The sequence below is a fragment of the Agrobacterium sp. D14 genome, assembly GCF_001526505.1.
Classification (GTDB): domain Bacteria; phylum Pseudomonadota; class Alphaproteobacteria; order Rhizobiales; family Rhizobiaceae; genus Agrobacterium; species Agrobacterium leguminum.
The window spans coordinates 93236-112177 of the sequence record NZ_ASXX01000032.1; the positions used below are offsets into that span (position 1 = coordinate 93236).

Sequence of the window (18942 nt, forward strand, 5' to 3'; positions counted from 1 at the left end):
CGATTGGTTCAGCAATTGGTGCAGACGGTCTCGGCGTCGCGCTGTTTGAAGAAATACTCCCGGCCGATCGTGATCGACTTCACCCCGGACGAGGCAACGTCAGGCATGAACATCAGCAATTCATGCGGGATGGAAAGTTCGACGTGGATGAGAAAGCTGTTTTCCACGAGCAGGCGTGTCGGAACGGCGACCGGTGAACCCACCGCATAGGGTCTCAGATTTTTCTCATCCCAGGACCAGGTGATTTTCGCCTGTTTTTGCGCGTCGATCTTGATGCCGCTGATCTTCAGCTGCAGACCCTTGGTGCTGTAGGGCGCAAACACGGCGGCTGCGACGTCCTGCATGCCCGCGAGATAGGTTTTATCGACGGACCCTGTTTTCGATATCAGATCGTTGATGGAGGCTGCGGCGCTGCTTGCCCGCTTGTAGGTGTTGTATCCGATCGTCAATTCGAAAGAGGTCAGATAAAGCGCAAGCAATATCGGAAAGAGGATCGCGAACTCCACCGCGCCCACGCCTCGGCGATCTTTGGCAAAGCGTGAAACGAGCGCCATCAGGCGTCGTTTGCCGTTTGCCGCAACGGACACCAGCCCTGCCATCATGAGCCCCCGCCTGTGATGTATTTCTCGTTCATGAACGCATTTGTCGCGACGATGAGGAAATGTGAGGGCATCGATCCATCGGCCGGACGTATTTTTGTCAGGTATGGCCGGATGATATCGGCAACCACACGCCAGCGATAATAAACACGCAACATGTTGATGGTTTCCGGCCCGCCCGGCTTGAAGCCGAATTGGGCGGTGTCGAGATCGTAATATTCGCCGTAGGCCTTCAGCGGTATCGTGGTCGGAATATCCTTGAAGGCGGTAAAGGAGCGAAGGTCGATATAGAGCTTCTGTTCTTTCTGGATTTCATCCGCTGAGCAGGTGATCATCACCGAAACTTCATTGCAGAAGCTCTTGCGGAAATCCTCTTTCGAAATCGAGCTGCTGATCTGCCCGGTGCGCAGACGCCGCGCCATATTCTCGGTGGCATTGGCGACGACCTGTTCCGCCATCAGGGCGATGAAGGTCTCGATGATCGCAAAGACGACGAGGAAATAGGGGATCGCGAGTATCGCGAATTCTATAGCCGCTGTCCCGTCGCGCGAGACTCCGAATTTTTCCAGCAATGGCTTCAGTCTGGCCAGTCGCATGAGGCGATATCGATCTCTAAGAATATGCGGCAAGCGCAACCGTTGAATTTGTTGCGGACCATAACCACCCGATGTTTAAATTCAGTTACTCCAATAAATTATACTTTAGTGATTTCCGAAATTGATACGACCCACAATATAAAAAGCCCGGCACATGGCCGGGCTTTTGTCGAAGTTGAAAACGGGGCGCTTATTCCGCATCCGCCTTGGAGAGAACCTCCAGCGTGGGTGTGGAGGTGATGTTATAACCACAGTCCACATAATGGCATTCGCCGGTTACGCCGCGCGACAGATTGGACAGCAGGTAAAGCGCCGATCCGCCGATATCGTCGATATCCGCCGTCCGCCGAAGCGGTGCGTTTTTCTGGTTCCATGCGTAGATCGCCCGCGCATCCGAGATGCCGGCGCCTGCCAGCGTGCGGACCGGGCCGGCCGAAATGGCGTTGACGCGAATATCGCGCGGGCCGTAATCGGCGGCGAGATAGCGCACAGACGCTTCAAGAGCCGCCTTGGCGACGCCCATGACGTTGTAGTTCGGAATGACGCGCTGCGAACCATTATAGGTCAGCGTCAGCATGGAGCCGCCATTGGTCATCAGTTCGGCGGCGCGCTTGGCGATTTCCGTGAAGGAGAAACAGGAAATGACCATGGTGCGGCTGAAATTCTCGCGCGTCGTATCCGCGTAGAGGCCCTTCAGCTCGTTCTTGTCGGAAAAGCCGATAGCGTGGACGATGAAATCCAGCGAGCCCCATTTTTCGCGGATCGTCGCGAACAAGGCGTCGACCGACGCGATATCCTCGACATCGCAAGGCACGATGAAATCGGATCCGAGTTCGGCGGCGAGCGGTTTCACACGCTTGCCGAGCGCTTCACCCTGATAGGTGAAGGCCAGTTCCGCGCCCTGTGCCGCAAGCGCCTTGGAGATACCCCAGGCGATGGAATGATTGTTTGCGACGCCCATGATGAGGCCGCGTTTACCCTGCATGATGCCGTTCATGGGCAATTATCCGTTATGACGCTGGAAGACGAGCGTGGCGTTGGTGCCGCCGAAGCCGAAGGAGTTGGAAAGGATAGTGTCGATCTTGGCGTTGTCGATGCGGCTGCGAACGATCGGAACGCCCGCAAATTCGGGATCGAGTTCGGAAATATGCGCGCTTTCGCCGATGAAGCGTTCCTGCATCATCAACAGGCCGTAGATCGATTCCTGCACGCCGGCCGCACCCAGCGAATGGCCGGTGAGCGACTTGGTCGACTGGATATGCGGGATTTTGTCGCCAAAGACTTCCCGGATCGCGCCGATTTCCTTGCTGTCGCCAACCGGCGTCGAGGTGCCGTGGGTATTGATGTAGTCGATGTCGCCCTTCACGGTGGAAAGGGCCTGACGCATGCAGCGGATTGCGCCCTCACCGGAAGGAGCCACCATGTCGTAACCGTCCGAGGTCGCGCCGTAACCGACGATCTCGGCGTAAATCTTGGCGCCGCGCGCCTTTGCATGTTCCAGCTCTTCGAGAACCAGCACGCCCGCACCGCCGGCAATCACGAAACCGTCGCGGTTGACGTCATAGGCGCGCGAGGCGACGCTCGGCGTCTCGTTGTATTTGGACGACATGGCGCCCATGGCGTCGAAGAGGTTGGACATGGACCAGTCGAGATCCTCATGGCCGCCCGCAAACATCACGTCCTGCTTGCCCCACTGGATCATTTCGGCGGCGTTGCCGATGCAGTGCGCCGAGGTGGAGCAGGCCGACGAGATGGAATAGTTGACGCCATGGATCTTGAACCAGGTGGCAAGCGTCGCGGAGGCGGTGGAGGACATGGCCTTCGGCACGGCAAAGGGGCCGATGCGCTTCGGGCTGTTGTTCTTCAGCGTAATATCGGCTGCCTCGACGATGGTGCGGGTGGAAGGACCGCCCGAACCCATGATGATGCCGGTGCGCTCATTGCCGCTGATGTCGCTCTCTTCGAGACCGGAATCTGCGATTGCCTGCTTCATCGCGACATGGTTCCACGCGCCGCCCTGCGACAGGAAGCGCATGGCGCGGCGGTCGACCAGATCGGTCGGGTCGAGAGACGGCTTACCCCAGACCTGGCATTTGAAACCGTGTTCGGCAAAATCCGGCGAAAATGAAATGCCGGATTTGGCATTGCGCAGCGATGCGGTGACTTCAGCGGCATCACCGCCGATGGAAGAAACAATACCGAGGCCGGTGACAACAACTCGTCTCATGAAAGGGACCTTTTCTTAAGATTTCGGCTGGACGACCGAAGCCGCCCGGCGTTTGTCAGGACTATTCCGTCTGCCTCAGGCAGCCTTTTCCTTCGACAGGCCTACGCGCAGGTCCGTCGCCTGATAAATGGTTTCGCCATCCGCCTTGAGCCAGCCGTCGGCGGTTCCGAGCACCAGACGGCCGCGCATCACGCGCTTGAAATCAATACCATATTGAAGGAGCTTGGTGTGAGGGCGAACCATGCCCTTGAACTTCACTTCGCCGGTGGAAAGCGCCATGCCGCGGCCTTCTTCGCCCAGCCAGCCGAGGAAGAAGCCGGTCAGCTGCCACATGCCGTCAAGGCCGAGGCACCCCGGCATGATCGGGTTGCCCTGGAAGTGGCAGGGGAAATACCAGTCGTCGGGGCTGACATCGTATTCGGCGCGGATGAAACCCTTGTCGAAGGCGCCGCCGGTTTCGGAAATTTCGGTAACGCGATGGACCATGAGCATGGGGGGCAATGGGAGCTGCGCATTTCCCGGGCCGAACAATTCGCCGCGACCGCAGGACAGGATCTCCTCGTAATTGTAACTTGATTGCCTCGTTGCCATACCGCTTTCACTTCCCCAATTACTGGTGTTGATCGACTTCACTAGAGCAAGTTAGGTTCAAAATGAAGCGCTGCAAGGGCAGAGGCCGCTCTGCCCACATTCTTTGTCTTCGAACCTTCTTCGCAGAAGTCATTACCTCAATATGCCGTCCGCATACAGGAACCGTACGGCTGGAACCAGAGGAAATTTGCAGGAATGGCCGGTTTGCCGCCATTTGCCGCGCCTAAGCCACGCCGAAACTATTGAAAGCACTCGCCGCAAAAGATATATGCTAATGCAATTGGTAAGTTTCATACCTCTGTTTGGAATGGGATTGCATGGCATTTGACGCCACATTGGATATCGGAACGAGGTTGCGGCGCTCGGGGCTGCGCCCCACGCGGCAGCGTGTGGCTTTGGGCGATCTGCTTTTCGCAAAGGGCGATCGCCATCTGACGGTCGAGGAACTGCACGATGAGGCGGTCACCGCCGGCGTGCCCGTTTCTCTCGCCACGGTCTACAATACGCTGCACCAGTTCACCGAAGCCGGCCTCATCCGTGTTCTCGCCGTGGAAGGCGCCCGCACCTATTTCGACACCAACGTCTCGGATCACCACCACTTCTTCGTGGAGGGCGAGAACGAGGTTCTCGATATTCCCGTCAATAACCTCCAGATCGACAATTTGCCGGAAGCGCCCGAGGGCATGGAAATCGCCCATGTGGACGTGGTCATCCGCCTTCGCCGCAAGCGCGGATGAGGCTTCAGTCCGACAACAGACATGAAAATGGCGCTCACGGGCGCCATTTCTGTTTTCGGCGGTCATTTCTATATGTCACTTCATGACATCTTCCGGCCGCCTGCCGGGCTTTGCCTTATAGGGCGGAAAAGTCCAGCCGAAGACCAGAGCGCCGGATCGGACGGCGAAGGCCGTAAGGACGCCTGCGGCTGATGCGGCATAAAGCGGTGCGCCGAGGAAATAGACGACAATGAAGGTGGAGGAGCCCAGGAGAGCGCAGGTGATGTAGATTTCCGGCCGCAACAGCACGGACGTTCGCCGGCAAGAATATCGCGCAACACACCACCGAACGTGGCCGTCAGAACGCCGGTGACGATGGCGACGGTTGCGGAGCCGCTGGCGGCAAGCCCCTTGGCTGCTCCCATGACGCAATAAGCGGAGAGGCCGAGTGCATCGAGCCAGATCAGTACGCGGTAACGGGATTCGAACAGATGCGCGGTGAAGAACAGCAGCACCGCGACCGAGACGCAGACGAGGATATAGGTCGGGTTCACCACCCAGAATACCGGCGTCCTGCCAAGCACCAGATCGCGCACCGTGCCGCCGCCGATGCCGGTTGCGGCGGCGAAAAACAGGAAGCCGATCAGGTCGAGCTGCTTGCGCGAGGCGGCGAGCGCGCCGGTTGCGGCAAAGATGGCGACGCCGGCATAGTCGAGAAAACCCAGAAGCGTCATGAAAAGGTTCCCCCCGGAAACACAGGCTGCGAACACGTCAGTGTCGCGCAAGCACTAAACTCTAGGCTGGCCGCCCGGATGATCGCAACATCCATAACCGAAACGGATGCAAAGGAAAATGCCGTGCGAATCGCTCTCGTTGCCGCTCTTCAGGCGCTGGTTCTCTTGATGTTTCCGGTGGCGCTCTCGGCGCAGCAGCAACTGGTGAACGATCCCGAGATCTACGAGAAGGACCATTTCCGCAACGAGTGCAAGGTGGCGGCCTTCGGCGACGATTTCGTCACGCGGCTGGATATCAACAATGACGGGCTGATGGACGCCGTCGTCAATCACGGCGTTCTCGATTGTGATGGCGAAAAGGGCCGCAGCTGCGACGACGAGGGATGCCCCTATAATTTCTATGTCCAGGTGAAAGAGGGCGGTTATCTGATGATCGCGACGGCCCGGATTTACGACTATGATTTCATCAAGCGCTTCGGCAACATGGTTTTTGTGCTGAAGATGCATCCGCGTTATTGCGAGCGTACAGACAAGGAACCCTGCCTGATGACGGTGCGGGTGCGCGGCACGAAATTCGTCACCATCTCGCGAAAGTGACGGCGACGATTTTCAGGGTGTAATCCGCCGGATTTTGACCCTTTGATTGTAGCGCTGGCGAAGCGAGCGCGGGATGATGAAGGTGGCGATGGCGACGGCGAAAACCGTGGCCGCAACCACCCAAAGGGCATTCGATTGCAAGGTGGCGGCGAGAACGGCGCCGCAGATCGCGCCGCATATCATGCCAAGCCATGGTACGATCTGAATGCCCCAGTCGAGGCTTCGTTCGCCGAGAAGAAAACGGCCGATGCCGCGGCCGAAGCGGGAAAGCGCGCCGGTCACATAGGTAAGCCCGATTGGCAGTCCCTCAATGTGCTCAACGGCGGCGTTGACCATGCCCATGGCGAAAACGACGAGATAAAATTGCGCAAGAGCGGAAGTCTCGCCGCCGAGCAGCGCGGCAATTGTTACCAGCAATCCCACCGCCATCAGAACGGCGAAGATGCGCCGGTCGAACTTATGCGCCACCACGATGCCGCCGGCATTGCCCGCCACGAAGGCAACGATTGCGAAAAGCAGTTTCGCGGCATGGGAATAGAGGCCAGCCTCCATCGAGACTGCGGCGCGCGTGGTGTTGCCGGTCATGAAGGACACGAAGTCACCTGAAATATGCAGGCCCACCGCATCCGTCATGCCCGCGATGAAGGAAATGGCGGCAACCAGCGCAATTCCGGTTCCGGTTCGCCTTGCCCTGATGATACTGCGACGTCTTTGTCTGGTCATGGAAAGCTCGATATGGAAAAACGGCGGGCCTGTGCGCGGGGCCGTGTTATCCTATGTCTAGAATGCCGGATGGTGTATTTGCAATCTTTCTGGAGGCCTTCGGAAGCTTCTATTTTGTCTAGACAAATATAAAATCCCTGCCTACCATGCCTCAAATAAAGCGATAAACTGCATCGCACAAAAATAAATCAAAAGGGGTTCAGATCATGAAGAAAACATGGGTTCTCGCCACAGTCGCCGCGCTCTTTTCATCCGCTTCCGCCTATGCCGAGACGTCGGTGACGATTGGCATGTCCGGCTGGACCGGTTTTGCGCCGCTGACGCTCGCCAAACAGGCCGGCATTTTCGAAAAGAACGGTCTGAAAGTCGATATCAAGAAAATCCCGCAGGCGAGCCGCCATCTGGCCCTTGCTTCCGGTGACATTCAGTGCGCCGCCACCACGGTGGAAACATGGATCGCGTGGAATGCCAATGGCGTGAAATCCACCCAGATTTTCCAGATGGACAAGTCGCATGGCGCGGATGGCATTGCGGTGCGCAGTGATGTTGCCAAGGTCGCGGACCTGAAAGGCAAGACGGTTGCCGCTTCCGCGCCGGGCACTTCCCCTTATTTCTTCCTTGCCTGGATCCTCAAGGAAAACGGCCTCACCCTGAAGGATGTCAAGGTCGTCAACCTTGAGCCGGGACCGGCCGCGCAGGCATTCGTTGCCGGTCAAAATGATGCGGCCATGACCTATGAGCCCTATCTGTCCACTGTCCGCGCCGCCCCCGACAAGGGCAAAATCCTCGCCACGACGCTGGATTATCCCGCCGTCATGGATACGTTCGGTTGCACCCCGGATTTCCTGAAGGCCAATCCGCAGGCGGCGAAAGCCCTGGCGGACAGCTATTTCCAGGCCCTCGAGCTCATCAAGGCCGATCCCGAAAAGTCCTATGCGACGATGGGGGCGGATGTGAAGCAGACCGGCGAGGCCTTTGCCGCTTCGGCAAAGTTCCTCGAATGGCAGGATAAGGCCGCCAACCAGAAGTTTTTCGAGGGTGAATTCAAGGCATTCTCGGAAAAATCGGCGGACCTGCTGCTGGAAATCGGCGTGATAAAGTCGAAACCCGATCTTTCGACCCTCGCGGATACGTCCTTCATCAAGTAACAGAAAAGGCGGCCGCATTCCCTGCAGGGAATATTGCAGCCAAAGACAAGTGAGTGCGTCGATTGTGCGTCACGAAACGCGCACGGCGTTCTGATGGCGCGGCGAAGGTGCCGCGCCGGTTTTCCGGACAGGCGACAGATGCAACCTCTTCAACCCATAAGGAACAGCACGAGAATTGCTCTCGGCATCCTGTTCTTCGTGCTGTTTTTTTCCGCCTGGGGCTTTGCCACGCTGGGCGGTTTCGTATCGCCGACCTTTCTGGCCGACCCCATCACCATGCTGAAGGATGGCATCTACCTGCTCACCGATCAGGGTTTTGCCAGCGATATCGGCATGACGATCTGGCGCGTGGTCGGCGGTTTCGTGTTGGCATCGCTCATTGCCGTGCCGGTCGGCATCGCCATGGGGGCCTATAAGCCCATCGAGGCGCTGCTTGAGCCCTTCGTCTCCTTCGCGCGCTATCTGCCGGCTTCCGCCTTCGTGCCGCTCCTCATTCTCTGGGCCGGCATCGGCGAGATGCAGAAGCTGCTGGTGATCTTCATCGGCGCGGTGTTCCAGATCATCCTGATGGTGGCCGTGGCTGTCGCCGGCACGCGGCGTGATCTGGTGGAGGCCGCCTATACGCTTGGTGCGAAGGACCGGGGCGTTGTGCGGCGTGTTCTCATTCCCGCCAATGCGCCCGATATTGCGGAAATCCTCCGTCTCGTTCTCGGCTGGGCCTGGACCTATGTCATTGTCGCTGAACTGATCGGCGCCTCCTCGGGCATCGGCTATATGATCATCAACAGCCAGGCGCTGATGGCGACCGGGCAGATCATCTTCGGCATCATCGTCATCGGCATTATCGGTCTTATTTCGGACTTCGCGTTCAAGTCACTGAACCGGAAGCTTTTCGCCTGGAGGCTTGCCTGATGAGCGAACTCGTTATCAAGGGCGTCAGTCGCACCTTTCCGGGTGTGCAGGGCGGGCAGCCGACGGTGGCCCTCCAGCCCACCGATCTGGAAATCCCCCGCAATGATTTCGTCACCATACTCGGCCCATCGGGATGCGGAAAATCGACCTTGCTGCGCATCATCGCCGGTCTCGACCGCCCAACGACGGGCGAAGTGCTGCTGTCCGGCAGGGCGGTAACGGGGCCGGGGGCGGATCGCGGCATGGTGTTCCAGTCCTATACGCTGTTTCCCTGGCTGACGATCCGCGAAAACGTCGCCTTCGGCCTGCGTGAACGCGGGGTCGCCGAGAAGGAAAAATGGGAGATCGTCGACAGCTATATCGACAAGGTCGGCCTGCGCGGTTTCGAGAACCATTGGCCGAAACAACTCTCCGGCGGCATGCAGCAAAGAACGGCCATTGCCCGCGCCCTGGCCAACGGCCCGAAAATCCTGCTGCTCGATGAGCCTTTCGGCGCTCTCGATAACCAGACGCGCGGGCTGATGCAGGAACTGCTGCTCGGTATATGGGAGCGGGAGCAGAAGACGGTCATTTTCGTCACACACGATATCGAAGAGGCGGTCTTCATGGCGTCGCGTGTGGTGACCATGTCTGCAAGGCCGGGTCGCATCAAGTCGATCACGCCGGTCGACCTGCCGCATCCGCGTCACTACACCGTCAAGGCCAGCCCGGAATTTTCTGAGCTGCGCGCCAAGCTTACGGAGGAAATCCGCAGCGAGGCGATTGCCGCCGCTGCCCATGGATAGTTGATCCGGCAAAGGGGAGGATAAAAGCATAGGGATGAGGAGCACAGGCGCCGATCTTCAGGAAAAATCGCTGCACGAGCGCATTCGCAATGATGTCGAGCGCCACATCATGTCGGGCGAATGGCCGCCGGGTTATCGTATTCCCTTCGAACACGAGATGACCCGGCAATATGCCTGTTCGCGCATGACGGTGAACAAGGCTCTCGGCGAGCTGGTGCAGCGCGGACTCATCGAAAGACGCCGCCGTCTCGGCACCTTCGTTCGCCAGCCCCATGCGCAATCCGCCGTTCTGGAAATCCACGATATCGAGCGGGAGGTGCAGGCGCTGGGTCTGGTCTACGGTTACCGTCTCGACAAACGACGGCTGCGCCCTGCGGGGGAAGAAGACGGCGCGGCCATGGCGCTTGCCGCCGAGGCCCCGGTCCTGGAACTCACCTGCACGCACTTCGCCGGTGGCGTTCCCTTTTGCCTTGAGGAACGCATCATCAATGTCACCGCCGTTCCGGAGGCGGAAGCCGCGGATTTTTCACAGATCGGGCCGGGGACATGGCTGCTGAAAATGGTGCCCTGGAGTGCGGCCGAACATCGTATCAGCGCCGTTTCCGCCGACCGTAAAAATGCGGCGGCGCTCGGTATTGATTCCGGTGCTGCCTGTCTGGTCATTGATCGGCGGACCTGGCATGGGGCGGATTATATTACCCGTGTCCGTGTCACCTATCCCGGTGACCGTCATGCTCTCATTGCGCAGTTTTCGCCCTCGCAGAACAGCTGAAGGCCTTCGATCGGTCAATTTTTTGTAAAGAAGAGTTTACGGGTCGTCTTTTGACAATATAATAGTTGTCAAAAGAACTCAGGTTTATTATCGGAACGTCAAGCTTTCACGACGGTATCCGTTCATGACCCCGGTTTTCAGGAACCGGTCAATCTGCGGATGAGTTCATCGACGGAAATCCGGGATAAAAATTATGTCAGCTGAGACCTCAACTTCTTCCGCATCCTTCAACAAGGCAAACACGACAAGGCATCTCTCCCTTGCCATGACTGTCACCTTGCTGGCCGGCTTGAGTGCCGGCGCGGTTTTCGCTCAGACGGCACCGGAAACCCAGATACAGCCCGCACCGCAAACGGAAGCGGTTCAGCCGGCAACTCCTGCAACGCCGAGCGCTCCGGCCGCCGCGCCCGTCCAGCCTTCCGCGACTGCACCGGAACAGCCTGCTGCCACCGCACCCTCGCAGCCTCAGTCAACTCAGCCCGCACCGGTCCAGCCTGCACCCGCTCAGCCCGCGACGAATACCGCACCGGGCACCGAAAGCCTGGCGCCGCAGCCGACGCAGACCGAGCAACCCGCACAGACGGGCCAGACGACCGCGCCGAATGAAGCCGCGACCCCGATAGAGCCTGTCAGCACCGAGCCCGCGAGCGCCGAACATCGTGCGGATATCCCGCACAACCTTTCTCCCTGGGGCATGTTCATGGCGGCCGACTGGGTCGTGAAGGGTGTCATGATCGGCCTTGCCTTCGCATCTCTGGTCACGTGGACGGTCTGGGTCGCGAAGTCTATCGAGCTTGCAGGTGCGCGGGTGCGCGCCGGCTCGACGCTCAAGGTCATTCGCAGGGCAAAAACCCTGACCGAGGCCACCGAGGCCGTCGAAAAGAAGGGCGGGCCGGCAGCACTGATGTTGCGCATGGCAACCCACGAAATGCAGCTTTCCGATGCGGTGGTCGAACACACGGATGGCGGCGGTATCAAGGAGCGTGTCTCTTCGGCGCTGTCGCGTATCGAAACCCATGCGGGTCGCCGCATGTCGCGCGGAACGGGTGTTCTGGCGACCATCGGTTCCACTGCTCCCTTCGTCGGCCTGTTCGGCACCGTCTGGGGCATCATGAACTCCTTCATCAGCATTTCGGAATCACAGACGACCAATCTTGCCGTCGTCGCGCCGGGCATTGCCGAGGCGCTGCTCGCCACCGCCATCGGCCTTGTCGCCGCTATTCCGGCTGTGGTGATCTACAACGTCTTCGCCCGCTCCATCACCGGTTACCGCCATCTGCTGGCGGATGCCGCAGCCGGTGTGGAACGCCTCGTCAGCCGCGACCTCGATTTCCGCCGTATTCCGCCGGGCAGCACCAGCAAGCCGGCAGTATCGCTGGTTGGACGGTGATCGGCCATGGCTGGCGGTATTCGCGAAAATAGCGGAGACGACCTCTCCGAAAACCACGAGATCAATGTAACGCCCTTCATCGACGTGATGCTGGTTCTGCTCATCATCTTCATGGTGGCGGCACCGCTCGCCACCGTCGATGTGAATGTCGATCTGCCCGCATCCACCGCAAAGCCGGCAGAACGCCCGGAGGAGCCGCTTTATCTGACGGTCAAGGACGACCTCTCGCTCAATCTCGGCAATGATGCGGTTGCCCGCGAAGCACTGGCGGCTGCCATCGACCGGCAGACGGGCGGCAAGAAGGATACGCGCATTTTCCTGCGCGCCGACAAGGCCGTCGACTACGGCCACTTCATGGAAATCATGAACCTGCTGAGAGATGCCGGTTATCTGAAGATCGCCCTCGTAGGGCTGGAAAACGCGGCTGCCGTAGCGCAGCCCGCTGCCGCTGGCCAACCTGCAGCGCCGGGAACCGCGCCATGACTGAAAACGGCTACCCGCAGGCCCGGCATTCCCGTATCGGGGAAGTGACGCTGTGGTCGGCCGCGGCGCTGCTCATGCTGGGCGTTCACGCCGGTTTTGCCTATTATCTGATGCAGGAGCCCGAGGAGCTGGATGCCGGCGGGCCGCCGCCTGCCGCTATCATGATCGAAATGGCGGCGATACCGGAGGCCGTCAAGACCGAAGAAACGACACCCGAGCAGGATGTCGAAGACGCCGAAGAGGTGAAGAGCGACAGCAGCGAACCGGTGGAGGAAGCTGCCCCGGAAGAGCCGCCGCCACCGGAGCCGGTTGCGGAAACGCCGCCGCCGCCAGAGCCGGTGCAGCCGCCCGAACCGCCGGTCGAGGAGATCGTCGAGCCGCAGGAAATTCCCGAACCCGTGGAGCCGGTCGACCCCGTTCAGGAGCAGATGATGGCGGAACTCGAAAATGTCGAGGTTCCTCTGCCCGTCATGCGTCCTCCGCCGCCGCCCGTCGAAAAGAAGGTGGAAAAGAAAGAGCCGGAAGAGAAAAAGAAGGTCGAGCGCCAGCGTCCCAAACCGCAGCAGGCATCGGAACTGCGTGAAACGGCGAAGGCTGAAGCTCAGCAGTCCGACCGGACGGCGGCATCGCGCAGCAATGCCGGCTCCTTCTCGTCCTCGTCCATGTCAAATGCCGATTGGGGTGCGAAAGTGCGCTCGGCGATGCAGCGGCGACTGGTGCGTTCGGCTGGAAAATCGGGGATGACCATTACGGTTTCATTCAAGATAGACAGCGGTGGTTCCGTCGGCGGTGCGAGGATTATTTCATCCACCGGTGACTCGGCGATGGATCAGAAGCTTCTGGCCGTCATACAAAGAGCGTCCGTCTCGCCGCCGCCGCCAGGCGCAAATACGAGTTTTACCCTGCCGATTCTTTTCAAGTAGGGTGAGGCAGCCCGACCGCATAAGGGCATCCCGACTCTGGAGAGGATGGGATGCCCGGTTTATTTTCCATGTTGATTTGCAGCGGCCGTATACCGCAAAGTAGGACCAATCCGTCCCATCGCATGCAAGCCAACAGGAATCACGAAAATCATGAAATTCTCAATCGCAGAGGCGGAGGATCTCGTATCCTCTATCTTTGAGCGCAACGGCGTTCTGCCGCAAAACGCCCGTTCGGTGGCAAAGGCGCTCGTCGCCTCCGAGGCGGCCGGCCAAGGCGGTCACGGTTTTCGCCGCATCCCCGTTTATGTCCGGCAGGCGCGGGTTGGAAAGGTCGACGGCAAGGCGCGTCCGGTGGCGACCCGCGTGAAGCCGGGCGTGCTCTCGGTCGATGCCAATCACGGCTATGCCTATCCGGCGATCGATTGCGCCCTTGAGGAATTGCCGGACATGGTCCGGCAGCAGGGCATTGCGCTTGCTGCAATCCACCGCTCTCATCATGCGGGTGTCATGGCGCTGACCGTCGAACGCCTCGCCGAAATGGGTTTTGTCGCGCTCATGTTCGCCAACGCCCCGGCATCCATGGCGCCCTGGGGCGGCAGCAAACCGCTTTATGGAACCAATCCAATCGCCTTCGCCACCCCCGTCAGCGGCGCCGATCCGCTGGTCATCGATCTCGCGCTCTCCAAGGTCGCGCGCGGAAAGATCATGGCGGCTCGCCAGAAGGGTGAAACCATCCCCGGCGACTGGGCGCTCGACCGAAACGGCCGGCCGACGACCGATCCCGAAGAGGCCATAGAGGGAACCATGGTGCCCGCAGGCGAGGCCAAAGGCGCTGCGCTGGCATTGATGGTAGAGATCATGGCCGCTGCGATTACCGGCGGAAACTTCGCATTCGAGGCTTCTTCCCTTCTCGACGACAAGGGAGCGCCGCCCTCTCTCGGCCACACGATCATCGCCATAGACCCGGTATCGTCAGGTGGTGCGGCCTTTACCGAGCGGCTGGGGCTCATCGCCGGCGAGATAGAAAAGCAGGAAAATGTGCGTCTGCCCGGCCGCCGCAGCCAGGGGATTCGCAAGCAGGCGCTGGAAAGCGGCATCGTGATCGAAAGCGATATTCTGGCCGAAATTCAATCGCTCTGACCTGATAATAAAAACCCGGCGGGTCGACTATGACCCGCCGGGCAAACCGTAAATGGCTGCTTTGCGTCGATAGGGCCGGACATCATGTCCAGCCCGCTTTTGGTCCGCCATCCCGCCATTGATATGGAAGGATTTTGACGCAGAAAGCCGCTCATTCGGTTTTCAGCTTACGGGAGGGGACGTTTCGCGTAAGCTTGGATGATCAGGTGGCGACTATGCGTCCTGTTCGATCAGGCCGCGCAGCAGGGCGATGCTGACGGCATTCAGCAGATTGGCCGCACCCAGTCTGTGGCGCACCCTTTCAAGAGTGTCCTTCACGTCCGCTTCGTCCGCGCCGGTTATCAAGGCGATGTGGGACGGATGCTTGCCTCGCGCGACCAGCCCCAGATAATGCCGCTCACGCTCCGAAAGGATGATTTCACGCGTCTGGCGATGTTCATGCGGCGTATTTGAAGACATTTTCTTTCAGCCTTAAAAGAGATTGGCCTTCCCGGGGCACGATCAGTCAATGATTCATTTCCCGAAACCAGCTCATTTACCGCTCTGTCTATACGCGAACAGAAACGCTAATTTCGCCAATAGGTTTCATCGGGCATCGGTAATTATGCAATAAGGGCTGCTTTCGCAGCCAGCCGATCCCGGTGCGGACGCACTATTCTGGGCATTGAAAGGAACTGCGACACCGATATCGCCAAGGACCACAATTGGTCTGGCGCGAAATGCAGCTTCAAAGCTCTGGAATATTTTCGTCACACCCGAAGGATATGCGGCGCTCTAATAGGCGATGTGCCACGCCGATAGAATAACATCTCGCGCCAAGTTTTTCGTTTTATTGTTATGTTTCGGCACACAACGCGATGAGCGCCGACATATTTCTCAAATTTAATGCGTCATTTCGAAATATTGATGCCGTCAACATGTATCATCCGGCGGAATGATGCGCGTGTTTCTTGCGAATGTCGGTCGGTGTTGCCCCGAACCAGCGGGAGACGGAACGCGAAAACGCACCGGGTGTCGAATAGCCAAGCCTGTAACTGATGTCGGATACCGGAAGATCGCTTTCCACGAGGAGTTTGAAACCGGCATTTTTGCGAATGGCGTCCTTTATCTCGTTGAGATTGGTGCCGAGCTCTGCGAGCCGCCGTTGAAAACTCCGCTCCGACAGGTTGAAATAGGGAGCGATCTCGCCGAGCGAAAGCTCGGCATCCGAGAGCCGCATCTGCATGTACCGCTTCACCTGGTCAATGAAATGGGTCGCGTCCGCCGATGTTTCCGGTCGCAACATGCGGCACTGCAGGTTCATCAGCTCGAACAGCCGCTCATCCGCATTCGGATTGACCACATCGAGAAGCGATATCGGCAGACGCATGGTATGGATGGGCTGGGAAAAACTGACGCGCCTGGTCATTCTTTCTTTAAATAGCTGAATATTATTCGGTTTCGGCCGCTCCAGACCGATCTCGATCTGGTTGATACGATCTCCGAGAATATCACGGAGACGTTGTACCAGGACGGCGAGCGACAAATCCACATATTGATCGCGTTTGGCGATAACCGGCGCGAAGGACCATGACAGGGTTACCTGCGTGGCATCCGTTACCATGGTGAAATTGCTGTTGTTGGTCGCGTAATAGACATGGTCCTGAAGAAAACGCAGGAACGCCCTTACCGTCGGTGCGCTGATCAGCCCATATCCGAACGCGCCGGATGCACCCGCTGGAAAGGTGGAGGCGCATTGCAAACCGAAGGCGTCGTCGCCGGAAATCAGTGCGCAGGTTTCGAGCAGGCGTGAAAATCTATCGAGGCTGATGCGTTCCGTCAGGCTGCTGAATATGGCTGGATCAATGTCCAGAGCCTTGCAGATCGGTGCGATATCGATGCCCCGTGACCGGGCATAATTGCTGACGCCGGCAGCCAGACCGGCCACCACACTTATCTCGTCACTGACCCTCTTCTCGGGCATCCCTCGCCTTGGCGTACCATGTTTGGAAATTGTCGCCTGATGGTAAGCCTTGAGAGGGCGTTTGTCGAGCAGCCCGGCTCCGGGATTTTAAGTGCGGTCGGTGTCTGCGCTTTGCTCCAGCACCTGCATGATGGCGTGGCCGGCATCTTCGATAGCGCCGCTATTATCGACGGTCGTAACGTCGAAATCTCCAACGACCGTCAACGAGCTGCGTTCCAGCCGCCGGAGAATATCGTCCCGGCTTTCCCGCCCGCGCTGCTCCAGCCGCCTTGCCAGCACATCCGGCCGCGCAACGATGTTCACGACCTTAAGACGGGAAAAGGCGGTGCCGAAATGCGGCAGGGCGGAACGCGAACCGTTGGCGATGACCACATCTCCCGCATTGAGGTGACGATAGACAGCGGCCGGGATGCCATATTTTAACCCATGCGCCTGCCAGGACACCGCGAAGGCGCCCTCATCTTCCAGCCGGTTGAACTCGTGCATCGAAACGGCATCGTGGTTTTCACCCCCCGCATCGCCGCTGCGGGTAATGACGCGGCGGGTGAAGTGAAAGCCCGGCCGTCCGCACAGTCGCGCTGCGGCGTAGTCCATCAGCGTGTCCTTGCCGGCCCCGCTCGGGCCGACAATCACGATCATCGTGCCGGGCGATGCCGCGCGCCGGCTATCCTGCCCATCATCGGTCATGCCACGCGCTTGCCCTGACGCCAGACGGAACGGGCGACCGGCACACCATCCTCGCGGTGAACCCGGACCAGATCGGCCCGTAATCCCGTCGCGATACGACCGCGATCGAGAAGGCCGACGGTGCGCGCCGGCGTGGTGGTGACCATGCGCAGCGCCTCCGGCAGGCTGATGGCTTCTACCTGATCGGCAAGCAGGAATGGCGCGAAGAGCAGGCTGAAGGGCACGTAATCGGAAGAAAGAACATCCAGCACGCCGATCTCCGCGAGGTCGCGGGCGGCGATGTTGCCGGAATGGGACTTGCCGCGAACGATGTTCGGCGCGCCCATCAGCACGCTCATGCCGGCGCTATGCGAGGCTTTTGCGGCTTCGACGCTGGTGGGGAATTCCGCCAGTTTCACGCCGTGGCCGATAGCCTCGCCGACATGCGCTTCGGTGGCGTCGTCATGGCTCGCGACCGTAATGCCGCGCTCGGCGCAGCGGGCGGCCAGATAATCGCGGTGCTTGGCGGAATATTCCGCCGACGCCGCCTGCCGACGCCGCACGAACTCGGCGAAAGCCTCGTCGCTCAGCCCACGCTTCTTCTGGTAGTAAAAGATATACTGATCCATCGACTGGAACTGGCGCTGCCCCGGGGAGTGGTCCATCAGGGAAATCAGCCGCACGCGCGGATCGGTTTCGAAGTCTTCGAAATGTTCCAGCACATCCGAGGAGGCGACTTCACAGCGCAGATGCAGCAGGTGATCCGAACGAAGGCGGTTCTGATCCGCCGCGGCCTCGATGGCGTCAGCCATTTCGCGCATTTCACCCTTCTTGAAGCCACCGTCTTCATCCGAACCGAGCCGCAGGCAGTCGAATACGGTGGTGATGCCGGAGGCGGCCACCTGGGCGTCATGGGCCTGAACGGCGGCGATCTTGTCCCAGATCACGCCGGGGCGCGGCGAATAATGCTGCTCAAGATGGTCGGTATGCAGTTCCACCAGACCCGGGATCAAATAATCACCTTCGAGGTCTTCGCCGGTTTTGGAGGCACCTTCGCTGATATCGGCGATCTTGCCGTCACGGATCAGGACGGAGCCCAGAATAATATCGTCTTCCAGAACGATACGGGCATTGGAAAGGGCGTGCTCGGTCATGGGGTCGCATCTTTCTTTGGTGGCTGGCCAAGGGGGTGCCAGCTATGAACGGTAAAGGGCGCGCCGCGCGTTTCTTCAATGAACAAGGCGAGGCCGGAAATGCTGAGAGGTCGATCGGTGAATTCGGAAAACCGCGCCGAAAGCACCTCGTGCATGGCGGGCTGCTCGCTCTCATCGATGCGGCCGGTCAGCGTCATGTGAAAACGGAAATCATCCATGACATGCGGATAGCCCCAGAGAGACAGATTTTGCCGTTGGCTCTCCGTCAGCATCTGTGGCCGCCGACGGGCAATATCGGTCTCTGACAGGGGCGCGCGAAACCGGTCGAAATGATCGACGATCTCGGCGGCAAAATCCTGCAGCGGCTGATAAGTGCGGTCCGGGATCAGTGCGAAAAACGGCCCGAGTGCACCGACGACGACACGCGGAATTTCGAAGGTGGACTGGCTGGCCGCGAAATCTTCGAAGGCCGTGAGCAGCTCCGCCTCGCTGTATTTTTCGGCAAGCTCGAAAGGAGCCTTCAGGGTCGCGTGGAAACCATAGCGGCGTGGCTCCTCCGTCATGTCGGCATAGTCGTCGTGGTCGTCATGCAGCGTGCCGGAAAATGCGTCGCGGCCCAGCCAGCGTGACGCCGCCTCAGTCAGCGGGTGATCTTTAGCCGGAGAAAAATAGATAGCATAGCGCACGGCAAGCACTCTTCAGTGTCATGGGAGACCAAGGATGAGAAGCTATTTGGCGTGACTCGCCGGCTTCCCGCAAGGTCAGGAGTGCGAGGTAATTGGTTTCCGTGACAGAATGATGATGCCGAGGGAAAAAAGCGCAT

21 protein-coding genes and 1 pseudogene are annotated in these 18942 nt (G+C 59.2%); 10 read left to right on the forward strand and 12 right to left on the reverse strand.

Features of this window, described 5'->3' with window-relative positions; genetic code table 11:
* Positions 1-8: 8 nt before the first annotated feature.
* The 5 genes from L901_RS17260 to fabA all read right to left on the reverse strand — a co-directional run bounded on the left by L901_RS17260 (position 9) and on the right by fabA (position 4013).
* Positions 9-602 (reverse strand): TadE/TadG family type IV pilus assembly protein, encoded by a 594-nt coding sequence (locus L901_RS17260; protein WP_059759006.1) that lies wholly within the window; start codon positions 600-602, stop codon positions 9-11.
* Entirely contained in the window at positions 599-1195 is a 597-nt protein-coding gene (locus L901_RS17265; RefSeq protein ID WP_003524373.1) for a TadE/TadG family type IV pilus assembly protein, read from the reverse strand. The genes L901_RS17260 and L901_RS17265 overlap by 4 nt, the downstream gene beginning before the upstream one ends.
* Positions 1196-1385: 190 nt before the next feature.
* The gene (fabI, locus tag L901_RS17270; protein ID WP_020812529.1) at positions 1386-2192 is read right to left on the reverse strand and encodes an enoyl-ACP reductase FabI; all 807 of its coding nucleotides are present in this window, start codon (positions 2190-2192) and stop codon (positions 1386-1388) included.
* Positions 2193-2198: 6 nt separating this feature from the next.
* Complete coding sequence (fabB, locus tag L901_RS17275) at positions 2199-3422, reverse strand: beta-ketoacyl-ACP synthase I (RefSeq protein WP_003524377.1); 1224 nt, start codon at positions 3420-3422, stop codon at positions 2199-2201.
* A gap of 75 nt (positions 3423-3497) precedes the next feature.
* Positions 3498-4013 carry a 3-hydroxyacyl-[acyl-carrier-protein] dehydratase FabA gene (fabA, locus tag L901_RS17280; RefSeq protein WP_059759009.1) on the reverse strand — a complete coding sequence of 172 codons (516 nt, stop codon included), beginning with the start codon at positions 4011-4013 and terminating at the stop codon, positions 3498-3500.
* Positions 4014-4330: 317 nt separating this feature from the next.
* On the opposite strand from fabA, the gene irrA reads away from it, so the two are divergent.
* Positions 4331-4750 (forward strand): iron response transcriptional regulator IrrA, encoded by a 420-nt coding sequence (irrA, locus tag L901_RS17285; RefSeq protein ID WP_003507276.1) that lies wholly within the window; start codon positions 4331-4333, stop codon positions 4748-4750.
* Positions 4751-4825: 75 nt separating this feature from the next.
* On the opposite strand, the pseudogene L901_RS17290 reads toward irrA, so the two are convergent.
* Positions 4826-5463: pseudogene (locus L901_RS17290) on the reverse strand (trimeric intracellular cation channel family protein).
* A 78-nt stretch (positions 5464-5541) separates the two neighbouring features.
* Here L901_RS17290 and L901_RS17295 point away from each other — a divergent pair.
* Positions 5542-6060 (forward strand): hypothetical protein, encoded by a 519-nt coding sequence (locus tag L901_RS17295; RefSeq protein WP_003524381.1) that lies wholly within the window; start codon positions 5542-5544, stop codon positions 6058-6060.
* A gap of 12 nt (positions 6061-6072) precedes the next feature.
* Here L901_RS17295 and L901_RS17300 read toward each other — a convergent pair whose 3' ends face one another.
* Positions 6073-6783, reverse strand: a complete 711-nt coding sequence (locus L901_RS17300; RefSeq protein ID WP_003524382.1) for a YoaK family protein — start codon at positions 6781-6783, stop codon at positions 6073-6075.
* Positions 6784-6989: 206 nt separating this feature from the next.
* Between L901_RS17300 and L901_RS17305 the strand changes: the two genes are divergently transcribed.
* From L901_RS17305 to L901_RS17340, 8 genes are all read left to right on the forward strand, one after another.
* Positions 6990-7931, forward strand: a complete 942-nt coding sequence (locus tag L901_RS17305; protein WP_020809180.1) for an ABC transporter substrate-binding protein — start codon at positions 6990-6992, stop codon at positions 7929-7931.
* Positions 7932-8069: 138 nt separating this feature from the next.
* Positions 8070-8843 (forward strand): ABC transporter permease, encoded by a 774-nt coding sequence (locus L901_RS17310; protein WP_059759013.1) that lies wholly within the window; start codon positions 8070-8072, stop codon positions 8841-8843.
* Positions 8843-9628: an ABC transporter ATP-binding protein gene (locus L901_RS17315; protein ID WP_059759016.1), complete on the forward strand. Its 786-nt coding sequence runs from the start codon at positions 8843-8845 to the stop codon at positions 9626-9628. Before L901_RS17310 ends, L901_RS17315 begins: the two co-directional genes overlap by 1 nt.
* Positions 9629-9662: 34 nt before the next feature.
* On the forward strand, positions 9663-10400 hold the full coding sequence (gene hutC / locus L901_RS17320; protein ID WP_059759019.1) for a histidine utilization repressor: 738 nt from the start codon (positions 9663-9665) through the stop codon (positions 10398-10400).
* Positions 10401-10593: 193 nt separating this feature from the next.
* Positions 10594-11790 carry a tonB-system energizer ExbB gene (gene exbB, locus L901_RS17325; protein ID WP_059759022.1) on the forward strand — a complete coding sequence of 399 codons (1197 nt, stop codon included), beginning with the start codon at positions 10594-10596 and terminating at the stop codon, positions 11788-11790.
* Positions 11791-11796: 6 nt separating this feature from the next.
* A complete protein-coding gene (gene exbD / locus L901_RS17330; protein WP_059759025.1) occupies positions 11797-12273 on the forward strand; it encodes a TonB system transport protein ExbD in 477 nt (158 codons plus the stop codon).
* Positions 12270-13196 carry an energy transducer TonB gene (locus L901_RS17335; RefSeq protein WP_059759029.1) on the forward strand — a complete coding sequence of 309 codons (927 nt, stop codon included), beginning with the start codon at positions 12270-12272 and terminating at the stop codon, positions 13194-13196. The genes exbD and L901_RS17335 overlap by 4 nt, the downstream gene beginning before the upstream one ends.
* Before the next feature lie 150 nt (positions 13197-13346).
* On the forward strand, positions 13347-14336 hold the full coding sequence (locus L901_RS17340; protein WP_059759032.1) for an Ldh family oxidoreductase: 990 nt from the start codon (positions 13347-13349) through the stop codon (positions 14334-14336).
* A gap of 213 nt (positions 14337-14549) precedes the next feature.
* On the opposite strand, the gene L901_RS17345 is transcribed toward L901_RS17340, so the two are convergent.
* The 5 genes from L901_RS17345 to L901_RS17365 all read right to left on the reverse strand — a co-directional run bounded on the left by L901_RS17345 (position 14550) and on the right by L901_RS17365 (position 18814).
* Positions 14550-14795 (reverse strand): LuxR C-terminal-related transcriptional regulator, encoded by a 246-nt coding sequence (locus L901_RS17345; protein ID WP_059759034.1) that lies wholly within the window; start codon positions 14793-14795, stop codon positions 14550-14552.
* 463 nt (positions 14796-15258) lie between these two features.
* On the reverse strand, positions 15259-16299 hold the full coding sequence (locus L901_RS17350; RefSeq protein WP_059759038.1) for an AraC family transcriptional regulator: 1041 nt from the start codon (positions 16297-16299) through the stop codon (positions 15259-15261).
* An 87-nt stretch (positions 16300-16386) separates the two neighbouring features.
* Positions 16387-16986: a phosphonate metabolism protein/1,5-bisphosphokinase (PRPP-forming) PhnN gene (gene phnN, locus L901_RS17355; protein WP_059759099.1), complete on the reverse strand. Its 600-nt coding sequence runs from the start codon at positions 16984-16986 to the stop codon at positions 16387-16389.
* Positions 16983-18119: an alpha-D-ribose 1-methylphosphonate 5-triphosphate diphosphatase gene (locus L901_RS17360; protein WP_059759100.1), complete on the reverse strand. Its 1137-nt coding sequence runs from the start codon at positions 18117-18119 to the stop codon at positions 16983-16985. Before L901_RS17360 ends, phnN begins: the two co-directional genes overlap by 4 nt.
* Entirely contained in the window at positions 18116-18814 is a 699-nt protein-coding gene (locus L901_RS17365; RefSeq protein ID WP_183044111.1) for a DUF1045 domain-containing protein, read from the reverse strand. Before L901_RS17365 ends, L901_RS17360 begins: the two co-directional genes overlap by 4 nt.
* Positions 18815-18942: the final 128 nt, after the last annotated feature.